General features: G+C 62.1%; 27 protein-coding genes and 1 pseudogene. 7 read left to right on the top strand and 21 right to left on the bottom strand.

Annotated elements, in window-relative coordinates; all coding sequences use genetic code 11:
- From ACOVRJ_RS17270 to ACOVRJ_RS17320, 11 genes and pseudogenes are all read right to left on the bottom strand, one after another.
- Window positions 1–497 (bottom strand): annotated as a pseudogene (locus ACOVRJ_RS17270) (F0F1 ATP synthase subunit beta); the annotation flags it as partial.
- Window positions 498–547: 50 nt separating this feature from the next.
- Window positions 548–1,432 carry a F0F1 ATP synthase subunit gamma gene (gene atpG, locus ACOVRJ_RS17275; protein ID WP_422045073.1) on the bottom strand — a complete coding sequence of 295 codons (885 nt, stop codon included), beginning with the start codon at window positions 1,430–1,432 and terminating at the stop codon, window positions 548–550.
- 55 nt (window positions 1,433–1,487) lie between these two features.
- The gene (gene atpA, locus ACOVRJ_RS17280; protein WP_422045074.1) at window positions 1,488–3,041 is read right to left on the bottom strand and encodes a F0F1 ATP synthase subunit alpha; all 1,554 of its coding nucleotides are present in this window, start codon (window positions 3,039–3,041) and stop codon (window positions 1,488–1,490) included.
- A gap of 92 nt (window positions 3,042–3,133) precedes the next feature.
- Window positions 3,134–3,667: a F0F1 ATP synthase subunit delta gene (locus tag ACOVRJ_RS17285; protein ID WP_422045075.1), complete on the bottom strand. Its 534-nt coding sequence runs from the start codon at window positions 3,665–3,667 to the stop codon at window positions 3,134–3,136.
- Between the two features lie 2 nt (window positions 3,668–3,669).
- Window positions 3,670–4,140, bottom strand: coding sequence for a F0F1 ATP synthase subunit B (locus ACOVRJ_RS17290; protein WP_422045076.1), 471 nt, complete (start codon window positions 4,138–4,140; stop codon window positions 3,670–3,672).
- Between the two features lie 38 nt (window positions 4,141–4,178).
- Entirely contained in the window at window positions 4,179–4,424 is a 246-nt protein-coding gene (atpE, locus tag ACOVRJ_RS17295; protein WP_058721792.1) for a F0F1 ATP synthase subunit C, read from the bottom strand.
- A 78-nt stretch (window positions 4,425–4,502) separates the two neighbouring features.
- The gene (gene atpB / locus ACOVRJ_RS17300; RefSeq protein ID WP_422045077.1) at window positions 4,503–5,405 is read right to left on the bottom strand and encodes a F0F1 ATP synthase subunit A; all 903 of its coding nucleotides are present in this window, start codon (window positions 5,403–5,405) and stop codon (window positions 4,503–4,505) included.
- 24 nt (window positions 5,406–5,429) lie between these two features.
- Window positions 5,430–5,930 (bottom strand): ATP synthase subunit I, encoded by a 501-nt coding sequence (locus tag ACOVRJ_RS17305; RefSeq protein WP_422045078.1) that lies wholly within the window; start codon window positions 5,928–5,930, stop codon window positions 5,430–5,432.
- Window positions 5,931–6,100: 170 nt separating this feature from the next.
- On the bottom strand, window positions 6,101–7,012 hold the full coding sequence (locus ACOVRJ_RS17310; RefSeq protein WP_422045079.1) for an SMP-30/gluconolactonase/LRE family protein: 912 nt from the start codon (window positions 7,010–7,012) through the stop codon (window positions 6,101–6,103).
- 63 nt (window positions 7,013–7,075) lie between these two features.
- Window positions 7,076–7,570: a GNAT family N-acetyltransferase gene (locus tag ACOVRJ_RS17315; protein WP_422045080.1), complete on the bottom strand. Its 495-nt coding sequence runs from the start codon at window positions 7,568–7,570 to the stop codon at window positions 7,076–7,078.
- Between the two features lie 38 nt (window positions 7,571–7,608).
- A complete protein-coding gene (locus ACOVRJ_RS17320; protein ID WP_422045081.1) occupies window positions 7,609–8,304 on the bottom strand; it encodes a cytochrome b/b6 domain-containing protein in 696 nt (231 codons plus the stop codon).
- Between the two features lie 165 nt (window positions 8,305–8,469).
- Between ACOVRJ_RS17320 and ACOVRJ_RS17325 the strand changes: the two genes are divergently transcribed.
- Window positions 8,470–8,931, top strand: coding sequence for a c-type cytochrome (locus ACOVRJ_RS17325; RefSeq protein WP_422045082.1), 462 nt, complete (start codon window positions 8,470–8,472; stop codon window positions 8,929–8,931).
- A 71-nt stretch (window positions 8,932–9,002) separates the two neighbouring features.
- Here ACOVRJ_RS17325 and ACOVRJ_RS17330 read toward each other — a convergent pair whose 3' ends face one another.
- The 6 genes from ACOVRJ_RS17330 to ACOVRJ_RS17355 all read right to left on the bottom strand — a co-directional run bounded on the left by ACOVRJ_RS17330 (window position 9,003) and on the right by ACOVRJ_RS17355 (window position 13,843).
- Window positions 9,003–9,632, bottom strand: coding sequence for a glutathione S-transferase family protein (locus tag ACOVRJ_RS17330; RefSeq protein WP_422045083.1), 630 nt, complete (start codon window positions 9,630–9,632; stop codon window positions 9,003–9,005).
- A 78-nt stretch (window positions 9,633–9,710) separates the two neighbouring features.
- Window positions 9,711–10,394 (bottom strand): VOC family protein, encoded by a 684-nt coding sequence (locus ACOVRJ_RS17335; protein WP_422045084.1) that lies wholly within the window; start codon window positions 10,392–10,394, stop codon window positions 9,711–9,713.
- The gene (locus ACOVRJ_RS17340; protein ID WP_422045098.1) at window positions 10,391–11,242 is read right to left on the bottom strand and encodes a PhzF family phenazine biosynthesis protein; all 852 of its coding nucleotides are present in this window, start codon (window positions 11,240–11,242) and stop codon (window positions 10,391–10,393) included. The genes ACOVRJ_RS17335 and ACOVRJ_RS17340 overlap by 4 nt, the downstream gene beginning before the upstream one ends.
- A 2-nt stretch (window positions 11,243–11,244) precedes the next feature.
- Window positions 11,245–12,453, bottom strand: a complete 1,209-nt coding sequence (locus tag ACOVRJ_RS17345) for a PLP-dependent aminotransferase family protein (RefSeq protein ID WP_422045085.1) — start codon at window positions 12,451–12,453, stop codon at window positions 11,245–11,247.
- Between the two features lie 46 nt (window positions 12,454–12,499).
- On the bottom strand, window positions 12,500–13,210 hold the full coding sequence (locus ACOVRJ_RS17350; RefSeq protein WP_422045086.1) for an aspartate/glutamate racemase family protein: 711 nt from the start codon (window positions 13,208–13,210) through the stop codon (window positions 12,500–12,502).
- 21 nt (window positions 13,211–13,231) lie between these two features.
- Window positions 13,232–13,843 carry a LysE family translocator gene (locus tag ACOVRJ_RS17355; RefSeq protein WP_422045087.1) on the bottom strand — a complete coding sequence of 204 codons (612 nt, stop codon included), beginning with the start codon at window positions 13,841–13,843 and terminating at the stop codon, window positions 13,232–13,234.
- 172 nt (window positions 13,844–14,015) lie between these two features.
- Here ACOVRJ_RS17355 and ACOVRJ_RS17360 point away from each other — a divergent pair, with 172 nt between their 5' ends.
- From ACOVRJ_RS17360 to ACOVRJ_RS17370, 3 genes are all read left to right on the top strand, one after another.
- The gene (locus tag ACOVRJ_RS17360) at window positions 14,016–15,443 is read left to right on the top strand and encodes a PLP-dependent aminotransferase family protein (RefSeq protein WP_422045088.1); all 1,428 of its coding nucleotides are present in this window, start codon (window positions 14,016–14,018) and stop codon (window positions 15,441–15,443) included.
- A 153-nt stretch (window positions 15,444–15,596) separates the two neighbouring features.
- The gene (locus ACOVRJ_RS17365) at window positions 15,597–16,229 is read left to right on the top strand and encodes a hypothetical protein (protein ID WP_422045089.1); all 633 of its coding nucleotides are present in this window, start codon (window positions 15,597–15,599) and stop codon (window positions 16,227–16,229) included.
- Window positions 16,226–17,038, top strand: a complete 813-nt coding sequence (locus tag ACOVRJ_RS17370; protein ID WP_422045090.1) for a fumarylacetoacetate hydrolase family protein — start codon at window positions 16,226–16,228, stop codon at window positions 17,036–17,038. Before ACOVRJ_RS17365 ends, ACOVRJ_RS17370 begins: the two co-directional genes overlap by 4 nt.
- Here ACOVRJ_RS17370 and ACOVRJ_RS17375 read toward each other — a convergent pair.
- Together ACOVRJ_RS17375 and ACOVRJ_RS17380 are read right to left on the bottom strand one after the other, a co-directional pair.
- On the bottom strand, window positions 17,035–17,442 hold the full coding sequence (locus ACOVRJ_RS17375) for a hypothetical protein (protein WP_422045091.1): 408 nt from the start codon (window positions 17,440–17,442) through the stop codon (window positions 17,035–17,037). The genes ACOVRJ_RS17370 and ACOVRJ_RS17375 overlap by 4 nt on opposite strands.
- Window positions 17,439–19,325, bottom strand: coding sequence for an ATP-binding cassette domain-containing protein (locus ACOVRJ_RS17380; protein WP_422045092.1), 1,887 nt, complete (start codon window positions 19,323–19,325; stop codon window positions 17,439–17,441). Before ACOVRJ_RS17380 ends, ACOVRJ_RS17375 begins: the two co-directional genes overlap by 4 nt.
- Window positions 19,326–19,497: 172 nt before the next feature.
- Here ACOVRJ_RS17380 and ACOVRJ_RS17385 point away from each other — a divergent pair, with 172 nt between their 5' ends.
- Window positions 19,498–19,671 (top strand): hypothetical protein, encoded by a 174-nt coding sequence (locus tag ACOVRJ_RS17385; protein ID WP_422045093.1) that lies wholly within the window; start codon window positions 19,498–19,500, stop codon window positions 19,669–19,671.
- 81 nt (window positions 19,672–19,752) lie between these two features.
- On the opposite strand, the gene ACOVRJ_RS17390 is transcribed toward ACOVRJ_RS17385, so the two are convergent.
- A complete protein-coding gene (locus ACOVRJ_RS17390; RefSeq protein ID WP_422045094.1) occupies window positions 19,753–20,169 on the bottom strand; it encodes a hypothetical protein in 417 nt (138 codons plus the stop codon).
- A gap of 259 nt (window positions 20,170–20,428) precedes the next feature.
- On the opposite strand from ACOVRJ_RS17390, the gene ACOVRJ_RS17395 reads away from it, so the two are divergent.
- Entirely contained in the window at window positions 20,429–20,578 is a 150-nt protein-coding gene (locus ACOVRJ_RS17395) for a hypothetical protein (protein ID WP_422045095.1), read from the top strand.
- 15 nt (window positions 20,579–20,593) lie between these two features.
- On the opposite strand, the gene ACOVRJ_RS17400 is transcribed toward ACOVRJ_RS17395, so the two are convergent.
- Entirely contained in the window at window positions 20,594–21,457 is an 864-nt protein-coding gene (locus ACOVRJ_RS17400; RefSeq protein ID WP_422045096.1) for a helix-turn-helix domain-containing protein, read from the bottom strand.
- Between the two features lie 88 nt (window positions 21,458–21,545).
- Here ACOVRJ_RS17400 and ACOVRJ_RS17405 point away from each other — a divergent pair, with 88 nt between their 5' ends.
- On the top strand, window positions 21,546–22,964 hold the full coding sequence (locus ACOVRJ_RS17405; RefSeq protein WP_422045097.1) for a cytochrome P450: 1,419 nt from the start codon (window positions 21,546–21,548) through the stop codon (window positions 22,962–22,964).
- The last annotated feature ends 44 nt before the right edge of the window (window positions 22,965–23,008 follow it).

Below are 23,008 nucleotides of genomic sequence, written 5' to 3' on the forward strand. Positions count from 1 at the left end.
TCCATCATGTTCACGGTCTTGCCCACGCCGGCGCCACCGAACAGACCCACCTTGCCGCCCTTGGCGAACGGGCAGATCAAGTCGATCACCTTGATGCCGGTTTCCAGCAGCTCTTGCGATGGGCTCAGCTCGTCGTAAGCAGGAGCCGCGCGGTGGATCGACGCGATTTGCGTCTGAGCCACAGGGCCACGCTCATCGATGGGCGCGCCGAGCACGTCCATGATGCGGCCCAGGGTCGCCTTGCCCACGGGAACTTGGATGTTCTCGCCGGTGTTGAACACTTGGGTGCCGCGGCGCAGGCCGTCCGACGAACCCAGCGCAATGGTACGCACCACGCCGTCGCCCAGCTGCTGCTGAACTTCCAGTGTCAGGGTGCTACCTTCCATCTTCAGCGCGTCATAGACCTTCGGCATTTGGTCACGCGGGAATTCCACGTCCACCACGGCGCCGATGCACTGAACGATCTTGCCAACTGCGTTGGTTTGAATGCTAGACATTTCGATTCCTTCAATCTGTATTCGTTGCGTCTGGTTTGGCTGGCGGTCGATTAACCGACCGCGGCCGCGCCACTGACAATCTCGCTCAATTCCTTGGTAATGGCGGCCTGACGGGTCTTGTTGTAGACCAGCTTCAGCTCACCAATCAAGGTGCCGGCGTTGTCGGTTGCGGCCTTCATCGCCACCATGCGCGCCGATTGCTCGGACGCCATGTTTTCAGCCACCGACTGGTAGACCAGTGCTTCGGTGTAACGCACCAGCAGCTCATCGATCACCGTGGCCGCATCGGGTTCGTACAGATAGTCCCAAGCGTGAGCTTGAGCGCCATCGGCCCCTGCGGTCTTCATGCCTGCGGTCGACAGCGGCAACAACTGCATCACCACCGGCTCTTGCCGCATCGTGTTGATGAACTTGGTGTAGCAGAGGTAGACCGCCGACAGCTTGCCTTCGGCATACGCGTCGAGCAAAACCTTCACCGGGCCGATCATCTTTTCGATGTGCGGCTGATCACCCATTTGCGTGACCTGCGAGACCACCTTGGCGCCAATGCGGTTCATGAAGCCCAGGCCCTTGTTGCCGATGGCAACGACCTCGGCCTTTTGGCCGGCGGCTTCGAGTTCCTTCAGCTTGGCCGTCGTCGCACGCAAGAGATTGGTGTTCAGACCGCCGCAAAGACCCTTGTCGGTCGTGACGACCACGAAACCCGTCGCCTTGGCGCCTTCGTTCGTCGTCAGAAACGCATGCCGATACTCGGGGTTGGCCTTGGCGAGATTGGCGGCGATGTTGCCGATCTTCTCGCAGTAAGGACGAGCCGCGCGCATCCGCTCCTGCGCCTTGCGCATCTTGGAAGCGGCGACCATTTCCATGGCCTTGGTGATCTTCTTGGTGTTCTCAACCGACTTGATCTTGCCGCGAATTTCCTTGCTTGATGCCATGATTTCTCCTGTTCAGATGGGGCGGTTCAGTGGCTGATCCGCCCCGTCATGGGCATTAAGCGAAGGACTTCTTGAAGGAAGTGATCGCAGCGTTCAACTCGGCTTCGGCATCCTTGTCCATCGCCTTGTCGGCTTCCAGCTTGGCCAGCAGAGCGGCGTGGCTGGACTTCAGGAATTGATGCAGACCGTGTTCGAAAGCCAGAACCTTCTTCACGTCCAGGCTGTCCATGAAGCCCTTGTTCACCGCGTACAGCGTCGCGCCCATCAGGCTGATCGACAGTGGCGAGTACTGAGCTTGCTTGAGCAACTCGGTCACGCGAGCACCGCGGTCCAACTGCTTGCGGGTGGACTCGTCCAGGTCGGAAGCGAACTGCGCGAAGGCAGCCAGTTCACGGTACTGGGCCAAGTCGGTACGGATACCACCGGACAGGGACTTGATCAGCTTGGTCTGAGCAGCACCACCCACGCGCGACACCGAGATACCGGCGTTAATCGCAGGACGGATACCAGCGTTGAACAGCGAGGTTTCCAAGAAGATCTGACCGTCGGTAATCGAAATCACGTTGGTCGGAACGAAGGCGGACACGTCACCCGCTTGGGTTTCAATGATTGGCAGCGCGGTCAAAGAACCGGTCTTGCCCTTCACTTCGCCCTTGGTGAAGGCTTCGACGTAGTCGGCGTTCACGCGAGCTGCACGTTCCAGCAGACGGCTGTGGAGATAGAACACGTCGCCAGGGTAGGCTTCACGGCCTGGAGGACGACGCAGCAGCAGCGACACCTGACGGTAGGCCACAGCTTGCTTGGACAGATCGTCATAAACGATCAGCGCGTCTTGACCGCGGTCGCGGAAGTACTCGCCCATCGTGCAGCCCGAGTAGGCCGAGACGTACTGCATCGCAGCAGATTCAGAAGCGGAGGCCGCCACGACGATGGTGTATTCCATCGCGCCGTTGGCTTCCAGAGCGCGCACCACGTTCTTGATCGACGAAGCCTTCTGGCCGATCGCAACGTAGATACAGGTCATGTTCTGACCCTTCTGGCTGATGATGGCGTCGATGGCGACAGCCGTCTTGCCAGTCTGGCGGTCACCAATGATCAGCTCGCGCTGACCACGGCCGACCGGCACCATGGAGTCAATCGACTTCAGGCCGGTTTGCATCGGCTGGTCCACCGACTTACGGGCGATCACGCCGGGAGCGACCTTTTCGATCACGTCCGTCATCTTGGCGTTGATCGGGCCCTTGCCGTCGATCGGCTGACCCAGAGCGTTGACCACGCGGCCAACCAGCTCAGGGCCGACCGGCACTTCCAGAATACGGCCCGTGCACTTGACGGTGTCGCCTTCGGAGATGTGCTCGTAGGCACCCAGAATCACGGAACCGACCGAGTCGCGCTCCAAGTTCAGGGCCAGACCGAAGGTCTGTGTGCCATCGGCGGCAGCTGGGAATTCCAGCATTTCGCCTTGCATCACATCGGACAGGCCGTGGATGCGAACGATACCGTCAGACACAGACACCACGGTGCCTTGGTTGCGGACGTCCGTCGAAGTGCCAAGGCCTTCAATGCGGCTCTTGATCAGTTCGGAAATTTCAGCAGGATTCAAATTCATTGCTATGGCTCCCATCTGGCCCGCCGTCTTTTTGCAAAGCGATTGACACAGGGATGAACGGATAGGGTGGCGTCGCGCTCGGGCCTGAAAAATCAGGCCGTGAGCGCCACTTTCATGCGTTCCAGACGGTACTTGACCGAGGTGTCCAACACCTCATCGCCAACCACCGCCCGAATGCCGCCAATCAGCGAAGGTTCCAGCACGACTTGCGCTTCGAGCTTGCGAGCAAAACGCTTCTCCAGCGCCGCCTTGACGTCAGCCAACTGGGCCGCGTCGATGGGGAAGGCGCTGTAAATCAAAGCGTCGGCAACGCCGGCTGCAGCATTGGCCAAGGCATGGAATTGCTCCACCACCGCAGGCAAGGCGCTCAGGCGCCCGTTGGCGATGACGGTGCGCAGAAAATTCTGCACGCCTTCGGCCAACTCGACCTTGGCAGTCTGTGTCGTGACGACATAGATCTGCTCAGGCGTTGCTTTGGGGTGATCGGCAAACTGGCGCAGCTCGGGCGCCGCGGCCACTTGGGCCAGGGCGTCGAGTTGCTGGCCCCAAGCCTTGACGTCGTGCTGACGCGCTACTTGAAAGAGCGCTTCAGCGTACGGACGGGCAATGGTTGCGAGCTCGGCCATGCTTACAGCTCCGTCTTCAGGCGGTTCAGCAATTCGGCGTGCACGCTGGCGTTAACCTCGCGCTGCAGAATTTGCTCGGCACCCTTGACGGCCAAGGCGGCGACTTGCTCGCGCAAGGCTTCGCGGGCACGCATGGACTGCTGTTCGGCTTCAGCTTGCGCGTCAGCAACGATCTTGGCAGCCTTTTCTTCGGCTTGACCAGCAGCAGCGGCCACGATGGCTGCGGCGCGCTTTTCAGCGTCGGCCAGCAGCTTGGTGGTTTCGCCACGGGTCAGCGCCAATTGCTCGTCAACCTTCTTGTTGGCGTTGGCCAACTCGGCCTTGGCCTTGTCGGCCGCAGCCAGACCGTCGGCGATCTTGGCGGCGCGCTCGTCCAGGGCCTTCATCATTGGAGGCCAGATGAAGCGCATGGTGAACCAGACAAGGACCGCAAAAACGATCGCTTGCAGGAACAGTGTTGCGTTGATATTCACAGAGCTATCCTTTCAACTGTGAAAGGTTGGCGCATCAATTAGATGGCGAAAGGCTTGGCGAATGCGAACAGCAGAGCAATAGCAACGCCGATCAGGAACGCAGCGTCGATCAGACCAGCCAAGATGAACATCTTGGTTTGCAGTTCGTTCATCAGCTCAGGCTGGCGAGCCGAAGATTCCAGGAACTTGCCGCCCATCAAAGCGATACCGATCGATGCGCCCAGAGCGCCCAGACCAACGATGAGACCGCAAGCCAGCGCGACGAGACCGAGGATGTTTTCCATGATTTGCTCCTGAAGGAAAGGTAAGAAAGAAAAAGAAAAAACGAACTAGAGAGAAAGAACCGAAGCTCGGGTACTCGATCAGTGTTGATCGTGCGCCTGGCCGGTGTAGATCAAGGTCAGCATCATGAAGATGAAGGCCTGCAAGGTGATGATCAGGATGTGGAACAGGGTCCACACCGTACCAGCCACCAAATGGCCCAGACCCAGCCAGAAGCCACCCGACAGCGGGTTCAACTCCCAGGCCCAGACGCCACCCATCAGCGCGATCAGCATGAAAACCAGCTCACCCGCAAACATATTGCCGAACAACCGCATGCCATGCGACACGGTCTTGGCCGCAAATTCAATCAGCTGCATCAGGAAGTTGACCGGATACAGGAACCACTTGTCACCGAAAGGCGCTGCCAGCAGCTCGTGCGTCCAGCCGCCCATGCCCTTGATCTTGATGCTGTAGAAGAAGCACATGATCAAGACGCTGGTCGACAGACCCAGGGTGGTCGACAAGTCAGCGGTCGGCACCACGCGCATATAGGCATCGTGCGGATCATGACCCATGGTGCCGTAAACCTTGGCCCACAAAGCCGGCAACAGATCGACCGGCAGCATGTCCATGAAGTTCATCAGGAAGATCCAGACGAACACGGTCAGCGCCAGAGGAGAAATGACCTTGCGGCTGGTGGCGTTGTGAATCACGCCCTTGGCCTGGTTCTCAACCATTTCAACCAAGATTTCGACCGCAGCCTGGAAGCGACCCGGCACGCCGGAGGTCGCCCGGCGCGCAGCGCGCCACAGGAAGAAGCAGCCAATCAGGCCAAGGATCACCGAGTAAATCAGTGAATCCAAATTGAACAAGCTGAAATCAACGATGGAGGTCTGCTTGACCATCTCACCCTTGAAATTCATCTGCATGTGTTGCAGGTGGTGCTGGATGTACTCGCCCGCGTTGGGTCCGTGTTCCTGTCCGTGTCCTTCGGCTGCCATCGTCAGTTTCCGTCCGCGTATTTACTAAACTTTTCGAGCCCGGCCCTGCCAAAGCAGCGCCAGCCAATTAACCTTCAAACACCCGACCAGAGCCGCCAACAAGGCCAGCCAACTCAAATCAGGCACTCCAACCGCTGCCACCGCCAAGATGGCAATGGCCGTCATGATCTTGATCAGCTCCCAGAACATAAAACCCAGTACCGCAGCACCAGGAATGCCTCTGAAGAGCCCGGTCATGCCCCACGCCATCAAGGCATTGGGCAAAACCACTGCAGCCGCCCCACACAGGGCCGACCACGCCGTCTTGCTTTGTCCGGTGAACAGCCACCCCAACAGGGCAATCACTACCCCCACCAAGGCTTGCACCGCAACGATTCGCCAGGGCGAAATGGGCGGATGCTTGAGCGACAAGGCCTGCGCTTCTTCTTGCGTCAGGGCCTTGAAAGGCTGCTCTTCAACCTCATCATTCCAATCCAGGTCTTTTTGAGCAACTTTGGAAGCTCCGCGCTGCTCGTACGAACTCATGTTGATCTGATGGATGTCGGCAAAACCCAAAGATTATATGTGGAAACCCGTAAGTCCCCGACAAGACCTCTTTCGAGCACTGGCATGTCAGCCAATCAATCGCTTCTTGAATGACCTTATGACTTTCGGCATGAGCCGTTAGGCACACGGTGACGCGGGCGACTAGACGCTCAAATCCGCAGTAGATTCGCGGGCAGCCCCGGCACCTCAACCCGCACATGCAAGACACAACCCGCCCAAGGCTGCGCCGCTAATTCTTCGGCGGGCCGCTTTTCGCGGGCGGTGGTGATGTAGAGGGTTCGCAGATCCGGGCCACCGAAACACGGCATGGTCGGGCAACGCACCGGCAGGCGCATTTCCTGCAAGACCTGCCCCTGCGGCGAGAGGCGCAGCAAACGCTGGCCTTCAAACATCGCCACCCAATAGCAGCCTTCGACGTCCACCGCAGCGCCGTCCGGCCGCCCGCCATAGCTTTCCAAGCTTTGATCGGGCGCACGGGCAGGGAAACTCGCAAACAACTGCCGCTCACCCAAGCCACCACTGGTCGCATCAAAGCTGAAACGATAGATCTCGTGCGCCTTGGTGTCGGACCAATAAAGCGTGCGCTGATCCGGACTCCAGGCCAAGCCATTGGAAGTCACAATGCCCTCGGCCATGGACTGAAACTGCCCTTGGGCATAACGATACAAGCCAGCGGCAGGCTGACGCGCGTCGTCAATGGTGCCCACCCAAAGCCGCCCCTGGGCGTCCGGCTTGCCATCATTGAAACGCTGCCGGCCTGAGTCGAAGGGTGCCGGAGCCAAGGGTCGATGAGAGCCGTCTTCTGGATTCAGGCACCACAAACCATTGCGCTGAGCGACCGCCAGGCCGCCGCCCTCGATCAGTGCGATACAGCCGGGCTCGCTGTCGAGTTGCCAATGACGAAGCTCACCGCTGGCCGGATGCAGGCGCAGCACCTGGCGCTCGGGGATGTCAACGTAATAGAGCGCCTGTTCGGCGGCGTGCCAAACCGGCGATTCGCCAAGACTGGCGGGCTGAAGACCGGCGGGTTCGATGGAGTACGGCGTTTCAGAAATGCTCATGGCTTGCAGCTCACTTGAATCAGTGCTGCCATGCTATGCCGGTAACCGCCTGAAACTCCGGCATCAAGCCAGATCGACTTTCAAATAGTGGGCCCCTGGAATCGGGTTGAAGTAGTAAGGCGGGATCGCTTCGAAGCCCAAGCTCTCATAAAGGCCGCGCGCAGCCTCCATGTCGTCAAGGGTGTCGAGCAACATGGCGAAGTAGCCCGCCTGGGTGGCTGCATCGATCAAGCCCTGCGCCATCACCCGCCCGAGTCCGAAACGACGAAATGCAGGGCGCACAAAAAGCCGCTTCATTTCGCAGGCATTGGCGTAGTCCACATCAGGCAAGGGCCTGAAACCACCGCAGCCGGCCACTTGCCCGTCGACCAGCGCCAACAAGAGGTTGCCGGCAGGCAAGGCGTACTGCCCAGGCAGAGTTTGCAACTCGGCTTCAAAGTCTTGGAAGCACAAGTCCACCGGCAAGCTGCGCGCATACTCGCGCAGGATGTGACGGGCTGCCTCCCACAGTTCGGCACTGTCAGGACTGATGAGTTGGATCTCAGGGCTGCTGTTCATTCAAGCAAGAAGATATCGGGTGCCAGTGTACTCAGCCCTCAAACTCCGGGTGGCGCCACATTGATCAGCAGGTAGACACCGGCCAAACAAGCGGCCAGCAAGGTCAATGCAAACAAACGGGTCGCCAGCGAATCCTGGCTGGCGGGAATGTGCGATGACAACTGCTTATCCCCGCTGAGCATCGGGCCGATCAAGTCCTTGCGCTGACGCAAACGGTAAAAGGCGATGGCAAGCACATGCAAGCCCACCAGAGCGAGCAGCCCCCACTGGCCATAACTCTTGTGATAAGCGGTCCAGGCCAGACTCAAGTCCCCAGACACCCAGGCAATCAAAGGTCCGGTGGTGGCGATCTCGTCATCGGCAATCAGACCCGAACCGACCTGAACCAGCAGCCAGACCAGCATCGCCAGCACCGAGAGCGCGCCCAAAGGGTTGTGACCGACATCGAAATGATCGCCCGGCAAGGCCCGCCCGCGCAGATAGCGAAGAAAAGCCGCAGGGGAATAGAAGAAGCTGCTGAAACGAGACCAACGGCCACCCACCAAACCCCACAAGACACGGAAGCCGACCAGCGCCAAGACCGCATAGCCCAGGCGCATATGCCAGACCATGGCATTGCCGCCGACTTTGGCGCTGATTACCGAACCCACCACACACAAGACCAAGGCCCAATGGAACACGCGGGTCGGCAAATCCCATACTCTCACCCGCTTTGCAAGTCCTTGCTCGCTCATGCCCACTCCTGTTGTTCGGATGTTGACGATAACCGATGACAAGTCAGCTGCAAATACCGCAACTCTTGCCTACACTCGGCGCAGCAAGCCGTTTTCAGACCGAGGACGCTGAAGCGCTCGTCGAAGGCTTTGCCCACTCTGCCCAACCTTGAGCAAGGATCTCGCATGAAATTGAAAACGATTCTGATCACCGCAGCCAGCGTCGCCGGCCTGTGCAGCGCCCTGCCCGCCAGCGCGCAGTTTCAAAAGCCTGAAGATGCGATCAAGTACCGCAAGGCGGCCTTCACCTTGATTGGCACCCACTTCAGCCGAATCGGCGCCATGGCCCAGGGCAGGACTCCTTTTGACGGCGCCGCAGCGGCCGCCAATGCCGAAATCGTGGCCGACCTCGCCAAACTGCCCTTCAGCGCCTTCGTCGACGGCACCAGCGGCACCGACAAAGGCACGCCCAAGGCGAATGTCTGGACGGAACGCGCCAAGTTTGATGAACACGCCAAAGCGATGCAGGTCGAAGCCGGCAAGCTCGCCGTTGCCGCCAAGGCCAACAATCTGGACACGCTCAAGCTCGCCTTTGGCAGCACCGCCAAGACCTGCAAATCCTGCCACGACAGCTTCCGCAACGACTGAGGCGCTCACTCGTCCTGCGGCAAAGGCCGACCTTGGGGTCGGCTTTTTTTGTGCTGCAAATGATCACAGCGTCAGACGTAAGCCGGGCCATACAAAGCAAAACCGGGCCGGTCGGCCAAGCGACGGCAGTAGGCTTCGATCGCCGGCAGTTGCGGCCGGCCATACGGCTCCAGCGGCGCTTGCAACCAGCGCTGCACCGACAGGCCCAACACCACATCGGCCAAGGTGAACTGCTCACCGCAGACGAAAGCGCCGGTACACGCCAAACGCTGCGCAAGGATTTCGACATGGCGGCTCCATCCAGCCACGCCGGACGCCAGCAGCGCCGGGTCCTGATGGGCCGGGCTCCGCCTCACCAGGCCCATGAAGGCATAGCGCCAAGCGTTATTGAACTCGCCCGCCTGCCAATCCATCCACTGCTCGACCTGGGCGCGCTCCCGAGCCAGGGCCGGCAAGAGATCTTCGCGCTGCTCCCGGGCAGCCAGGTAGCGACAGATGCTGTTGGACTCCCACAACACAAAGTCCCCGTCGATCAAGACCGGCACCATGGCATTGGGATTGAGGGCCAGAAACTCGGCACTGTCGGTGGCGGCGAAACCCGAACCCCAGTCTTCACGCTCGAACTCAAGCGCCAACTCGGTACAGGTCCACAGGACCTTGCGCACATTGATGGAAGAGGCCTTGCCAAGAATTTTCAACATCGCTGCATTCACCGTTCAACAAATTGCGCGCCTTTGACACGAACGCACCGCAAAGCGGCAGCCTGTAAAAGCAGCACTTCACGAGGGCTCATCGCTCGAGGTCTTGGAAGTCACCAAACCCAGGGACACAAGCCCCAACGGTGATTGCAAGCGGACCTCCAGCATGGCCGAGCCCGGCTCGGCTGCAAATTCAGACAGCAAGCCGGGCTGAGGCATGCGCAGCGAAAACTGCTGCAGCGTCACACCGCTGGGCGGCAAGGCATCCGCGGGATGCACCTCGCCCCACTCGATCAGCAAGGGCACTGCACCCTGCGCCAAACGCCGGCCATCCGCTCGCAGCGCAATCCGCCAGCGCAACTCGCCTGTCGGGGTCATGCGCGACGCTGCGAGCGCTTCACCGGCATCAATGCCCCGCTGACGCCACTCGCTCAACTGCTCATCTAAATCGCCATCCACCCGCGCCACCCAATGGATCAGACCCGGCCCCTGAAGGCGCAAACGCTCCTGCACGGCCGCGTCATCCAAATCGAACCAACGCTTTCGACCAGGAGGGGGCGCATCCGGATCGATCGCGATGATTTCCAGATAGCAGCGCGGGAAACCCGGCCCACTCAGATTGAGCAAGCGGTTATGCGTGCTCATCAAGCCATGTTTGCCTCCACCAACTGGCGTGACACCCAGCACAGCTTCGCACCAAGCCTCGCCTTCGGCCAGGCTCGTGGCACCGACCACCAGGTGATCGATCGCCAAGACGGGGTTCACAAGCGCACTTCCCCGTTGATCATGGGCGCGACATCGCCACCAATCCAAACATCGGCACCCTCGCGCTGAACATGGATGCGGCCGGCTCGGCCCAAGATCTTGCCCTGCGCGGCGACATAGCTGTCAGCGCACAAACCGGCCTCCAGCATCCACAAAGCCAAACCGGCATTGAGACTGCCCGTCACCGGGTCCTCGGGCACCCCCATGCCGGGCACGAAGGCGCGCACCTCGAATTGCTGCTTGGCGCCGCTTGGGTAGGCGCCAAGCACGCCCAACTCAATGCCGGCCATGGCCTGGAAGTCTGGCTTCAAGGCCAGCACCGCCTCGGCGCTCTTCAGGCGGGCCGCGATCCAGGGCGGGCCGTTGTCCACCCACACCACATCCAGCACTTCATCGGCCGGCAGGCCCAGGGAGCGCAAGACCTGCGCATGCAAGTCCGGCGCCACCGCTCCACCCCGACGCAAAGGCGGCGCGGCAAAAGCCAGCCGCTCCTTGCCGCTGCGCTCGACCACGCGTTTGATGCGCACCAAGCCAATGCCGCATTGCTGCACCAATTCGCCCTTGCGCCGAGGCGTGCCACCGGCCGCCAGCCAGCAATGCGCGGAACCGAGCGTCGGGTGACCGGCAAACGGCAACTCGCCGCCGGGCGTGAAGATGCGCACCCGGTAGTCGGCGCTCGGCTCGGTCGGCGGCAGCAAAAAGGTCGTCTCGGACAGATTGGTCCAGCGTGCAAAGCTGGCCATGGCCGCGTCGCTCAGACCTTCGGCATCAATCACCACCGCCAACGGGTTGCCCAACAAAGGCACGGCGGTGAAAACATCGACCTGAGCGAAACGCCGCGCCTGCAAACTCATGGCGTCGGTTCCGCACCGACGCTCAAGGCTTCACGCAGGACACGCCCCAGAATCGCCACCCCTTCAGCAATCTGCGGGGGCGTCAAGGTGACAAAGGACAGGCGCATGGTGCGTGGGTCGGGCGTGTGAGCATAGAACGCAGCACCCGGCACGAAGGCGATGCCCGCATCCACCGCCTTGGGCAGCAATTCCATGGCGTTCAAGCCCTCCGGCAAGCGGATCCAGAAGAACATGCCGCCCTGCGGGGTTTGCCACTCGCAGCCTTCCGGCAGATGCTGCTTCAAGCCCTCGGCCATGGCGTCGCGGTTGGCCTTGTAAAGCGCGCGAATCTTGGGGATGTGTTGATCCAGAAAACCATTGCGCACAACCTCATAGACCACGCGCTGGTTGAATCCTGGCGTGTGCAAGTCGGCGGCCTGCTTGGCCTGCAGCAGCTTGGGGTAAAGCTCGCTCGGCGCGATCATGAAGCCCAGGCGGAAGCCCGGCGTCAACACCTTGCTGAAAGAGCCCAGGTAGATCGAGCCCTCGGGCCACAAAGAGCTCAGCGAGGGCAGTGGCGGCTCATCGAACCAGAGATCGCCGTAGGGGTTGTCTTCCACAATGGGCACACCGGCCTGCTGCGCGGCGGCCATAGCGGCTTGGCGGCGCGCCAAGGGCATCACGCGGCCGGTCGGATTTTGGTAATTGGGCAGCAGATAAGCGAAGCGGGTGCCCGGCGCATCGTGGGGCAGGCGAGCGATGGCCGCCGGGTCGACGCCCTGCGCGTCGCTGCTCAGGCTGGTGAAGATAGGCTCGAAGGGCGTGAAGGCCTGCAAAGCGCCCAGATAGGTCGGCGTTTCCACCGCCACCGGGGCGCCGGCATCGCACAAGATCTTGCCCACCAGATCCAGGCCTTGCTGCGATCCGCTGGTGATCAGCACCTGCTGGGGCGATACCGACATGCCCAAGCTGGCGACGCGCTCGGCCACCCATTCGCGCAGCGGTGCAAAACCCTCACTGGCGGCATATTGGAGCGCCTCTTTGGCGTTGTCGGACAAGACCCGATCGCAAGCGGCCTTCAGCTCGTCCACCGGGAAGGTGTCCGAGGAAGGCAGGCCACCCGCCATCGACAAGATGCCGGGCTTTTCCGTGACCTTGAGAATCTCTCGGATGATGGAAGGGTTCATGCGCGCGGCACGGCGCGCTTGGTTCCAGACTGGGCTCATGGTTTTTGTCTCGCTTGATTTGGGCGGCAAAGTTCAGTTTTACCGGCTAGGCATCGGTTGTACCACCGAGCATCCACTCCACCGCGGCTCGCGCCTGCAAAGCAGTGCTGTCAAAAAGGGGTAAAGCCGCAGCCGTATCCGGGCCGAGTAATAAGCAGATCTCGGTGCAACCCAGAATGACACCTTGCGCCCCCTGCGCCGCGAGTGCTTGCACCGTCTGCAGGTAAAAAGCACGCGACTCCGCCAGCACCTGCCCTTGGCACAGCTCTTCAAAAATGATGCGATGCAGTTCCTGGCGCTGCTCTGGCTCAGGCACGATCAACTCGATGTCATGCCGAACTCGCATGCGGTCGCGGTAAAAATCTTCTTCCATGGTGTAGCGGGTAGCCAACAGACCCGCTCGACGCACCCCCGCAGCCTTCAAACCGGCCGCCGTGGCATCGACGATATGAATCAGGGGCAAGCCACTTTGCGCCTCCACCTCTTCGGCGACCTTGTGCATGGTGTTGGTGGCAATCAACAGGGCTTGCGCGCCCGCCTCGCCCAGGGCTCGCCCCGCTGTGCCCAGCATGAGCGCCGCCCCCGCCCAGTCGCCCGAGCGCTGCAAAGCGGCGACCTCGGCAAAGTTCAGGCTGCGCATCAACACATCGGCGCTGTGCAGGCCTCCCAGCCGCTGCGCCACTTCACGGTTCAAAAGCTTGTAGAGCTGCGCGGAGGATTCCCAGCTCATGCCGCCCAAAATTCCCAAGGTACGCATCTAAGTCCTGCTCCTGAGCTTCTAAACATTCAACATGGGCCAAATGCTGGCCAAAAGCAGCAAGGCCGTGGCGGCATTGAAGTAGCGACGCCGGAGGGGCTCGCCCAACCATCGGCTCAGTCGCGCACCCGCCCAGGCCCAGAGACCCACACAAGGCATATTGACCAGCGCACACAGCAGCGCCAAGGCCAGCAACTCCAGCCCGCCAGCGCCGGGGCGCAGGAATCCGGCCACGGCACCGATGGCAATCAGCCAAGCCTTGGGGTTGACCCACTGGAAGGCCGCAGCACCCCAAAAGCCCATCAAGCGTGGAGCCGCCGATGAGGCTGCGGCTCCTGGGGATTGCGGTCCACCCGCCCGCCAAAGTTGCCAGGCCAGCCACACCATATAGACCAGCCCCGCGCTTTTCAGCGCCCAATAGAGCTGCGGCCATTGCGTCAGCAAGGCCCCCAAGCCCAGGCCGGCGGCCAAAAAAAGAAGCATCAAGCCCGAGCTGATGCCCACCACATGCGGCAGGGTGGCCTTGAAGCCATGATTCAGCCCCGAGGCCAACAACATCATATTGTTCGGGCCTGGGGTGATTGAAGTCACCACGGCAAAGCTGGTCACGGCAAGCAGGGTTTGAAGATCCATCATGTGCTGATCCCGTTGCGGTTGCATGGACGGCGCGCTGCGGCGCCGCGTCTCGTCAGTATGCTTGCCGCAACCAATACAGTTGCAATACACTTTGCCATTCAATTGCATGAGCTGTATTGGGATTAAGAGCGATACAACTGAAGCCCAAGCCCAAGCAAGGAACCCCTCGATGCAGCTATCTCGCGACTCCAACGTGCCTTTGGCGCAGCAACTGGCGCAGCGCTTCACCGAACGCATCCAGCAGCGATTGATCCTGCCCGGCGCCAAGCTGCTGTCGGTGCGGGAATGCGCGCGCCAGTACGGCGTCAGTCCCTTCACCGTCGTGGCGGCCTATGACCAGTTGCTGGCCAAGGGTCTGCTGGAGGCGCGCAAGCAACGCGGCTTTTTTGTGCGTGAGGCGGTGCATCGCCCCAGAGCCCAAGAGTCAAGCGAGCAAGGTCCTAGGCCCGGAGACGCAAGCCGCCCGCCCCCGATCGACGCCACGGCCCTGCTGCGCGGGATGTTTCAGGCCGACCCGCGCAGCTCGCCAGGCCTTGGGACGCTGCCGGCCGAATGGCTGGATGCGACGCTGTTGCTAGCCAGCATGCGGCGCGTTCTGAGCGCCAGCGAAGCCGGCAGCGACCAATTGCTTCTGCATTACGGCGAACCGGCGGGCGATGCACGCTTGCGCCGCGCACTCAGCCAAAGACTGGCGGACTTGAGCATCGCCTGCCCGCCCGAGCAAATCGTCAGCACGGTGGGTGCTACCCATGCGCTGGACTTGATCACCCGCTGCTTTTTGCAGCCGGGCGACACCGTGCTGGTGGACGACCCCGGCTGGGCCATCGAGTACGCCCGATTGACGCAGGCGGGCATGCGATTGGCGCCGGTGCCCCGCGGCGCCGACGGCCCCGACCTGGCGGTGATGACCCAATTGATTCAGCAACACCGGCCGCGCATGTATGTGACCGTGTCGGTCTTGCACAACCCCAGCGGCCATACGCTGAACCTGAGCCAAGCCCATCAGATTTTGAAACTGGCCGAGGCCGGCGACTTCCTGGTGGTGGAAGACGACACCTACGCCTTTCTGGCCCCCAACCATGCGCCGCGCCTGTCCGCCCTGGATGGTTTGCGGCGCAGCATCTATGTGTCGGGCTTCTCAAAAATACTCAGCCCCGCCTGGCGGGTCGGTTTTCTGGCGGCCAGCCCGGAACGGGTTCAAGCCTTGACCAATTTGAAGCTGATCAGCGCCCTGACCACCAGCCCTTTGAACGAACGCGCCGTGGCCTTGTGTCTTGAACAGGGTCAGCTGCGGCGTCATGCCGAGCGGGTGCAGACCCGCCTCGACACGGCACGCCAGCGCAGCGTGCGGCTGGCCGAGGCGGCAGGCTGCCACTTTGTCACGCCCCCTCAAGGTTTGTTTGGCTGGATCGACGTCGGCGTTGACACCGAACGAATGGCCATGCGCCTTTTGGATGCGGGCTGGACAACGGCGCCCGGCATGCTGTTCAGTGCGACACGCTGCCCCAGCACCCGGATGCGCATCAACTTCAGCACCTCTCAGAACCCGGCTTTCTGGCGCCAACTGCAGCAATTGCGTGAACAACAAAGGAGTTGACACCCTGGCCCAAGCAGGCGGGAGCGAGCGAGAGTGCATGAAGCGGGCACTGATTCGCGAAACCTCAGCGATCGAAGCCCCCGCAAGCCACAAGCGCCTTGCAGTGCCGCTAACATCGCCCTCATATTCAGTCCATGAGCCCCTGCCTTCCCCATGAGTGCCGAACTTCGTTTTCTAGTGGTTGATGGCCTGAGCGGCGTCCAGACCTTTGCACGCCAAATGCTGGAGGGCTTTGGAGTTCCCGCCGAATGCGTGCGCTGCGCCAGCGACCCCGAATCAGCACTCACGCTGGGACTGGAGTTCAAACCCGACTTTCTGATCACCGACTGGTTCCCCAGGGCCACCCTCAGCGGCATCGCTCTGTACGAGCAGTTGAAAACGGTCACCCCCGGATGCCGACTGGCCTTGCTGAGCTTCGAGGTCGGCCCGGAGCAAGAGGCCCAGGCCCAGGCTGCCGGTTCTCGCTTCTTGCTGCGCAAACCCTTCACCGCCGCCGAGTTGAAGGCCACGATGAGCCGGGCGCTGGAGGCACTCGCCAAGGAGAGACCCGAGTTGCATCAGCGCCTGAGCGCCATCATGCGCGCAGCCAACCCGCCGGGCGTCGCGCCACCACGCATCGTGCTCCCGGCCATCCCGGTTCCGCCCGCCTTGAAGCCGGGCGACAAAGTCCGCTTTGGTGACAAGACCGAAACCGTTCAGGTCGTGGTGGTCAGCCATGGCGAACTGGTGGTGCAACTGAGAGGCAGCAATGCCTTGATTCCCGCCACCAAGCTGCAGCGCCTGTGACTGCCATCCCCCGCGCACCATCCAAGCCCCTGCAGGCACTGATCGAGGCCTTGGGCCAAGCCTGGCTGAGCGGCCCGGCCCTGCCGGCGAGCGACTGGAGCGATGTCGTGGCCCAAGAGGCTCAGGCCTACGCGGTGCAAGATGGCTTGGCGGATGCGCTCGGCTGGCGTCAGCCGGGCCGGCCGCAGTACTGGAAGAGTGGCGGCCCCGGTCGGCATGCGCCGCTGACTCATGCGCTGCTGGCGCCAGCGGGCTTGCGGCAAGACGACGGCAGCGGCGACCCGCTCAGCTTCGCTGACAGGCGCTTGCATGCGCCGGGCGCCGAAGCCGAGATTGCCTTGCGGCTCGGACGCGATGTTCGCGCCCAAGACCTAGTGGGGCTGAATCGCGAGGAAGCGGCCGATTTCATTGATGCCCTGACCGTGGCCATCGAGTGGGTGGACTCGCGCTGGCAAGAAGGCGAGGCCGCGCCAGCCTTGCTGCGGCAAGCGGATTGCCTGTCGCACGGCGGGCTGGCCCTGGGCGAATGGCTGCCCTGGCCAGACTATCGCCTGCACAACTGGTCGCAACAAGCCTGTGAATTGCAGATCAATGAGGAGCCGCCACAACAAGGCTGCGGCCGCCACTCGCTGGGCGATCCGGCCTGGGGCCTGCTCGACTGGCTGCGCCATGCGACCCGAAAGGGTCAGGTCTTGCCGGCGGGCAGCGTGGTCACAACAGGCGCCTGGCTGGCGCGTGGCGGATTGAAGCGCGGTGATCGGGTCCGCGCCCACTTCGATGGGCTGGGCAGCATCTGCTTGACGCTTTAGGCCAGCAAGCCGCTCAAGGCCATCAAGACGGGATAGGGCAACACCACCGTCGGCCGACAAGCACTGACAAGATACTGGCGCAGCAAACCCAGGCCGCGCGGCCGGCTGGCCGACCATTCACGGTGCAATTGCATGGGCGCAATGGCTGAGGCGCTGGGCTGACTCAAGCCTTGTTCGACTCGCAACAAACGATCCGCGAGCCGGGCCTGAAAAGTCTTGAGCACCGCCTCTTGAACCCACAGCAAGAGCATCAAGACCCACAGCCAGCGCGCGCCAAAGGGCAGCGCGCACAGGGCCACCGACAAAAGCTTGATGCCCAAGGCCGCCAGTTCATACTGCTCGTGGTGGGCCTGCAAGGCCAGCCATTCGGCACGCAGGCCTTCTGTGGAGTCTCGCTCGCTCACTTGGCCTCCAGGGCTTCCCAGCGCTCCATCAAGGCCAGCAATTCGGTGTCGATATCGCCGGCGCGCGCCGTGACCTCGGCGATGCGGGCCGCCCCCTGGTTGTACAACTCGGTGCCGTTGAGCAAGGCATTCAGCTGCAACTGCTCGGCCTCCAGTGCGGCCACCTTGGCCGGCAGCTCGTCGAGCTCGCGCTGCTCCTTGTAGCTGAGCTTTTTCTTATTGGCCACCACCGGCGCGGGAGCGGGTGCAGGTGCTGCCGCAGGTGCGGCAACCGCGGCCGGCGTTTGCTTGGCCTTGGCCTCATTGATGGCCGCCGCGCGCTTGGATTGGGTCAACCAATCCTGCACACCGCCCTCGTACTCGCGCCAGCGGCCGTCACCTTCATTGACGATGGTGGAGGTGACCACATTGTCGAGAAAGCGCCGATCGTGGCTGACCAAAAAGACCGTGCCGTCGTACTCGCTCAGCAGTTCTTCGAGCAACTCCAGCGTTTCGATGTCCAGGTCATTGGTCGGTTCGTCCAGCACCAGCACATTGGCCGGCCGCGCGAACAGGCGGGCCAGCAACAAGCGATTGCGCTCGCCGCCCGACAAGCTGCGCACCGGCGAATTGGCGCGCGCGGGCGAGAACAAGAAGTCGCCGAGATAGCTCTTCACATGCTTGCGCTGGTTGCCGATTTCGATCCACTCGGAGCCTGGGCTGATGGTGTCGGCCAGCGTGGCGTCCAGGTCCAGCACATCGCGCATCTGGTCAAAGTAGGCCACATTGATCTTGGAGCCCATGCGCACCTCGCCGCTGTCCGGCGCCAACTGGCCCAGAATCATCTTCAGCAGCGTGGTCTTGCCGGCACCGTTGGCGCCGACCAGACCGACCTTGTCGCCACGCAAAATCGTGCCAGTGAAGTCGCGCACGATGACGCGGCCGCCATAGCTCTTGTTGACGTTTTCCAGCTCGGCCACGATCTTGCCGCTGGCACCGCCGGTGTCGATGTCTAACTTGACTTTGCCCTGCACATCACGACGGGCCGCGTGGGCCAGACGCATCTGTTCCAGGCGCTGAATACGCGCCACGCTGCGGGTGCGGCGCGCCTCAACGCCCTTGCGAATCCACACCTCTTCTTGCGCCAAGATTTTGTCGAAGCGTGCGTTGTAGAGCGCCTCGTTCTCCAGCTCATAAGCCTTGGCGGCAGTGAAGGCCGCGAAGTTGCCGGGGTAGCCGCGCAGTTGGCCGCGATCGAGTTCAACGATGCGGTTCGCGACGTTGTCCAAGAAGCTGCGGTCGTGGGTGATCAGCAGCAGCGAACCCTTGAAGCTGTTCAGCAGCTCTTCCAACCAAGTGATGGCGTCCAGATCCAAATGGTTGGTCGGCTCATCGAGCAGCAGCACATCCGGCTGCGCGACCAAGGCGCGCCCCAGCGCGACACGCTTCTTCAAGCCGCCCGACAGGGAGCCGACCACCCGGCTGCCGTCCAAACCCAAACGGTGCAAGGTCTCTTCGACACGCTGCTCCCAGTTCCAGGCGCCAATGTGCTCGATGCGCTCGGCCACCCACTCCAAATCATCCTCGGGGTCGTGGATCTCATAACGCTCGCGCAAGGCCTTGGCCTCGGCCACGCCCTCACTGACCGTCTCGAAGATGGTCGATTCGGGATTCATCACCGGCTCTTGCGGCACATAGACGCTGGTCAGCCCTTGCTGAAGCTGCAACAAGCCGTCATCGAGTTTCTCGATTTGAGCCAGCACCTTCAGCAGCGACGATTTGCCAGTGCCATTGCGACCGATCAGGCCGACACGCTCACCCATTTCGAGCGAGAAGGAAGCGCCATCGAGCAGGGCCACGTGGCCGTAAGCGAGATGGGCGTTGGAGATAGAAAGGACTGCCATAGCCCTCGATTGTCGTTGACTGGCGCGAAGCGGCCAAGACAAGCCCAAGAAATGCTGCTCATGCGCGCTCTCAGGCGGGCATGACTCCTTGGCCCGACCCTTGTTCTTCCGCAATGCGTCAATGGCGCGCAGCGGCATAAGCTGAGACAAGCAAGCACCGGAGCCTCACCCCATGGCTGAAGTTTTTGGATTGGATGCCTACGCCCCAAAACAGATTGCCGCGCGCGTCAGCGAGCTTGGCGTCGGCAAGGCCAAACTGCCGTTGCTGACGCTGAGTCTGCTCGGCGTGTTGGCCGCCTTGCTCTACTGGGTCATCAATCTGCGCACCGACGGCTCGCGACCCTGAGCCAGGCCCGGACGATAAAAGGGCGATGCAAGCATCGCCCTTTACTCATTAGCCGACCAACTTAGCAGACCATTTCACCCGTTACTTCTTGGCGCCTTCGGTCGCATGCAGCGCAGCGGTCTTGGCGGGTTCAACCGGCTTGGCTGCAGCCGCGGGTGTCGGCGCGGGACTGGTCGCAACAGCAGGCACGGCAGCTGTCGGGGCTGCGGCTACCGCGGGTTCGACCTTCTTGGCCTTTTCGACCTTCTCTGCCGGCTTGGCCACGGCGGCCTTGGCTTCATGCTTGTTGGCCGTGTTGGTTGGGGCTACTGCCGTCTTGGCGGCTGTAGTCGCGGCCGGAGCTGCGACAGGAGCGGTCACGGCTGTCGCGGCCGCCGTTGCTGCCGGTGCGGTTGCCGTTGAGGCAGTGGGCTTGTCCTGAGCCATGCTCGCCTGAGCGGCGAAGACAGCGATCAAAGCACCAACAACAGACGTAGCAGCCACAGAAATCTTTGCCATCTCAAAACTCCAATCTAAGGTTCGCCATCTGGCGCTGTTGCAGCGGTCATTCGGTTGCAGACCTTGGGGTCTGTGCTGCATCAGTCGCCTGGCCCTTTCACAACGGAGGCGAGGCGAGAACTGTTGACGAGTCAATTGTTAGCAATTGCAAGCGAGCTCTGCGGCAGAGAAAAGCTGAGTCGGTACGCCATCGCACAGAACAGCAAACTTCTGAGGCACAGACTGACAAGCGTTCCCTCACTCAAAGGAGTTCCACACCATGTCCAAGACTCAACGCGGCAATAAAGAAGCCAAGAAGCCCAAGCAAGCAGCAGTCACTCCGCACAAAGACCTGCTGCCTTCAGCCATGGCCCTAACGCCACCATCCCCCGGTGCTTGCAAACAGGGCTCGACGACTCCGAAGAAGTAAAACGGAAGCGCCGGCTCAGACCCAGATGCGATAGGCCCAAAAGGCCTCGTCGCTGTCGATGCGTTGGCGCAGCTCTTCGGGGCTGAAGCCGGTGACGCGACGAGTTTCGCGGCACAGATGGGCTTGGTCGGCATAACCCAGGTCCTGGGCCAGGGCGCTCCAGATCAGCTCGCCGGCTTCAAGCTCGCGGCGCACCTGAAAGAAGGCCGCTTCCGAGCGGCTGACCCGGCGCAGCGCGCGCATACTTTGGCCGCTCCACTGTTTGATGCGGCGCTCCACCTGACGCAGGCTGGCACCGTGGCCGGAGGCTACGGCGCGCGTCGCCAATTGCTGCATCCAATCTCGGTAGCGATGCGGAGGCTGCCCTTGCTGCTGGCAGTGCGCCCGCCAGCGTGGCAACAAGAAGGCCTCCAGAATCTGTTGGCATTGCACTTCATCGCTGGCCGCCAAGATGTCGGCACTCATGGCCTGCCAATCGGAGCCCAAGACCGACTCCAGGCTCACGCAACGGTCCAGCAAGGAGCTGAGATCCAGCCCGGTCAGCGCATGGAAAGCCTCCGGCAGCAGCGCCACCATGAAGATGCGGCCCGGTCCCGCCGAGCGGAACTGCGCCGGCCCGCTGCGCGGCCCCACCACCAAGCTGGGGCCGGGCAAAGCTTGCAAGCTGCCATCGGGAAGCACCTGAGAACCGCTGCCTTGCAAGGCCCAACTGAGGCCGCAAAAAGGCGTGGCCGGAAACCAGCCACTGCGCTGGCCCTCGCTCAAATAGGCCGCCCGCGAGGTGTCGCGCCACATTGAAGAATGCACACAGCCGCTCAAACCCATGCTGGGCGCCAGCAGGCGCGCCACGGTGTCGGGATGCAAGGCCGAGTTGTCCATGGCGGCAGTTTAGGGCCAGCTCGCACGGAGCTTTTCGAATGTCGCTTTCGTTCAAGACCCCGCGCACCGCATTGCGGATGATGCGCCCATGACGACCCAAACCATGAACTCCAAACCCGGCAGCAGCCTGCCGCCCGGCCCACCTTGCCATCTCTTCGGTATCCCCGAGGCCATCAAACTGGGGCGCGACTATCTGGGCCATCTGCAAGGCCTGCAGCAGCGCTATGGCGACGTGATTTACATGCGTTTCGGCAAGCTCCGCGACTACAGCTTCTTTCACCACGAACACCTGCGCGAACTGCTGCTGAGCGGGCACGACCGAATGATCCGCTGGGAGCGCGCCACCGAGGTCTTTGGCGCCGTGCATGGCAACAGCGTGCTGGTGGCCGAAGGCAAGGCCTGGAACGAAAAGCGCCGCATGATGCAGCCGGGCTTCAGCCCCAAGCGGGTGGCCGGCTTTGCTGCCGCCATGGTGGACGCCGGCAGCGCTGCATTGAACAGCTGGCCCGATCAAGCGCAGCTGGACCTGGACTTCGAGCAAGCCATGACCCGCGTCACCATGGACGTCATCATGCGCACCCTGTTCAGCAGCGCCGCCAATGAGGAGGCACGACTGGCCGAGGAAGCGGTTCGCGTGCTGAGCGTCGAAGGCATGAAGGAGCTGTACTGGCCCAAGAGCGCGCCGCTGTGGGCGCCCTGGAAGGCGGGCAAGCGCCGTTCCATGCTGGCCTTGGATGCCTTGATTCGCCAGCACATTATGGCTCGCAAGGCGCTGCAAGGCGAAGCCCCCGACGACTTGCTGACCATGTTGATGCAGTTGCGCCATGAAGATGGCCAGCCGCTCAGCGACACCGAGTTGCGCGACGAATGCATGACCACCTTCCTAGCCGGCCATGAAACCAGCGCGGCGGCGTTGACCTGGTGGGGCTGGTGCATGGCGGCCAACCGCGAAGCTGCGCGCCTCGCTCGCGAGGAGGTGGACCGGGTGCTGCAGGGCCGGACGCCCAGCTTTGAAGACCTGCCCCAGCTGACCTATCTGAGCCAGACCATCAAGGAAACGCTCCGGCTCTACCCGGCGGGCCCGGCCTTGATGAGCCGCCGGACCACCGCGCCGATCGAGATTGCCGGGCTGACCATTCCTGCCGGGGCCTTGATTCGGCTGACGCCCGGCATTACCCAGCGCGACGCGCGCTGGTTCCCCGAGCCTGAAGCCTTCAAACCCGAGCGATTTGCGCCGGGCGCACCGGAGATTCCGCGCGGCGCTTACATGCCCTTCGGCGCCGGCCCGCGCGTTTGCCTGGGCAGTCACTTTGCGCAAACCGAGATCACGCTGATTGCGGCGCTCCTGCTGCAGCGCTACGAGATCCAGCCCGTGCCCGGCGAGGCCGCGCCTCGGCCGGTCTTGAACATCACCTTGCGCCCGGCCAAGCCCTTGCGCCTACGCCTGCTGCGCCGGGCTGAAGCAGAGCCCGCTCGCAATCAAGCCGCCGGCAACTGCCCGGCGTGATGCCTAAGGTGGTCTTCGACAAAGCTGGCGATGAAGTAATAGCC

This window comes from Roseateles sp., from assembly GCF_049240545.1.
In the GTDB taxonomy this organism is placed as follows: domain Bacteria; phylum Pseudomonadota; class Gammaproteobacteria; order Burkholderiales; family Burkholderiaceae_C; genus Paucibacter_A.

Excerpts from the sequence above, each read along its gene's own strand:
- atpG (WP_422045073.1), bottom strand. The coding sequence starts at position 1,432 with ATGGCATCAAGCAAGGAAATTCGCGGCAAGATCAAGTCGGTTGAGAAC.
- atpA (WP_422045074.1), bottom strand. The coding sequence starts at position 3,041 with ATGAATTTGAATCCTGCTGAAATTTCCGAACTGATCAAGAGCCGCATT.
- ACOVRJ_RS17285 (WP_422045075.1), bottom strand. The coding sequence starts at position 3,667 with ATGGCCGAGCTCGCAACCATTGCCCGTCCGTACGCTGAAGCGCTCTTT.
- atpE (WP_058721792.1), bottom strand. The coding sequence starts at position 4,424 with ATGGAAAACATCCTCGGTCTCGTCGCGCTGGCTTGCGGTCTCATCGTT.
- atpB (WP_422045077.1), bottom strand. The coding sequence starts at position 5,405 with ATGGCAGCCGAAGGACACGGACAGGAACACGGACCCAACGCGGGCGAG.
- ACOVRJ_RS17305 (WP_422045078.1), bottom strand. The coding sequence starts at position 5,930 with ATGAGTTCGTACGAGCAGCGCGGAGCTTCCAAAGTTGCTCAAAAAGAC.
- ACOVRJ_RS17310 (WP_422045079.1), bottom strand. The coding sequence starts at position 7,012 with ATGAGCATTTCTGAAACGCCGTACTCCATCGAACCCGCCGGTCTTCAG.
- ACOVRJ_RS17315 (WP_422045080.1), bottom strand. The coding sequence starts at position 7,570 with ATGAACAGCAGCCCTGAGATCCAACTCATCAGTCCTGACAGTGCCGAA.
- ACOVRJ_RS17320 (WP_422045081.1), bottom strand. The coding sequence starts at position 8,304 with ATGAGCGAGCAAGGACTTGCAAAGCGGGTGAGAGTATGGGATTTGCCG.
- ACOVRJ_RS17325 (WP_422045082.1), top strand. The coding sequence starts at position 8,470 with ATGAAATTGAAAACGATTCTGATCACCGCAGCCAGCGTCGCCGGCCTG.
- ACOVRJ_RS17330 (WP_422045083.1), bottom strand. The coding sequence starts at position 9,632 with ATGTTGAAAATTCTTGGCAAGGCCTCTTCCATCAATGTGCGCAAGGTC.
- ACOVRJ_RS17345 (WP_422045085.1), bottom strand. The coding sequence starts at position 12,453 with ATGAGCCCAGTCTGGAACCAAGCGCGCCGTGCCGCGCGCATGAACCCT.
- ACOVRJ_RS17350 (WP_422045086.1), bottom strand. The coding sequence starts at position 13,210 with ATGCGTACCTTGGGAATTTTGGGCGGCATGAGCTGGGAATCCTCCGCG.
- ACOVRJ_RS17355 (WP_422045087.1), bottom strand. The coding sequence starts at position 13,843 with ATGGATCTTCAAACCCTGCTTGCCGTGACCAGCTTTGCCGTGGTGACT.
- ACOVRJ_RS17360 (WP_422045088.1), top strand. The coding sequence starts at position 14,016 with ATGCAGCTATCTCGCGACTCCAACGTGCCTTTGGCGCAGCAACTGGCG.
- ACOVRJ_RS17365 (WP_422045089.1), top strand. The coding sequence starts at position 15,597 with ATGAGTGCCGAACTTCGTTTTCTAGTGGTTGATGGCCTGAGCGGCGTC.
- ACOVRJ_RS17380 (WP_422045092.1), bottom strand. The coding sequence starts at position 19,325 with ATGGCAGTCCTTTCTATCTCCAACGCCCATCTCGCTTACGGCCACGTG.
- ACOVRJ_RS17385 (WP_422045093.1), top strand. The coding sequence starts at position 19,498 with ATGGCTGAAGTTTTTGGATTGGATGCCTACGCCCCAAAACAGATTGCC.
- ACOVRJ_RS17390 (WP_422045094.1), bottom strand. The coding sequence starts at position 20,169 with ATGGCAAAGATTTCTGTGGCTGCTACGTCTGTTGTTGGTGCTTTGATC.
- ACOVRJ_RS17395 (WP_422045095.1), top strand. The coding sequence starts at position 20,429 with ATGTCCAAGACTCAACGCGGCAATAAAGAAGCCAAGAAGCCCAAGCAA.
- ACOVRJ_RS17400 (WP_422045096.1), bottom strand. The coding sequence starts at position 21,457 with ATGGACAACTCGGCCTTGCATCCCGACACCGTGGCGCGCCTGCTGGCG.
- ACOVRJ_RS17405 (WP_422045097.1), top strand. The coding sequence starts at position 21,546 with ATGACGACCCAAACCATGAACTCCAAACCCGGCAGCAGCCTGCCGCCC.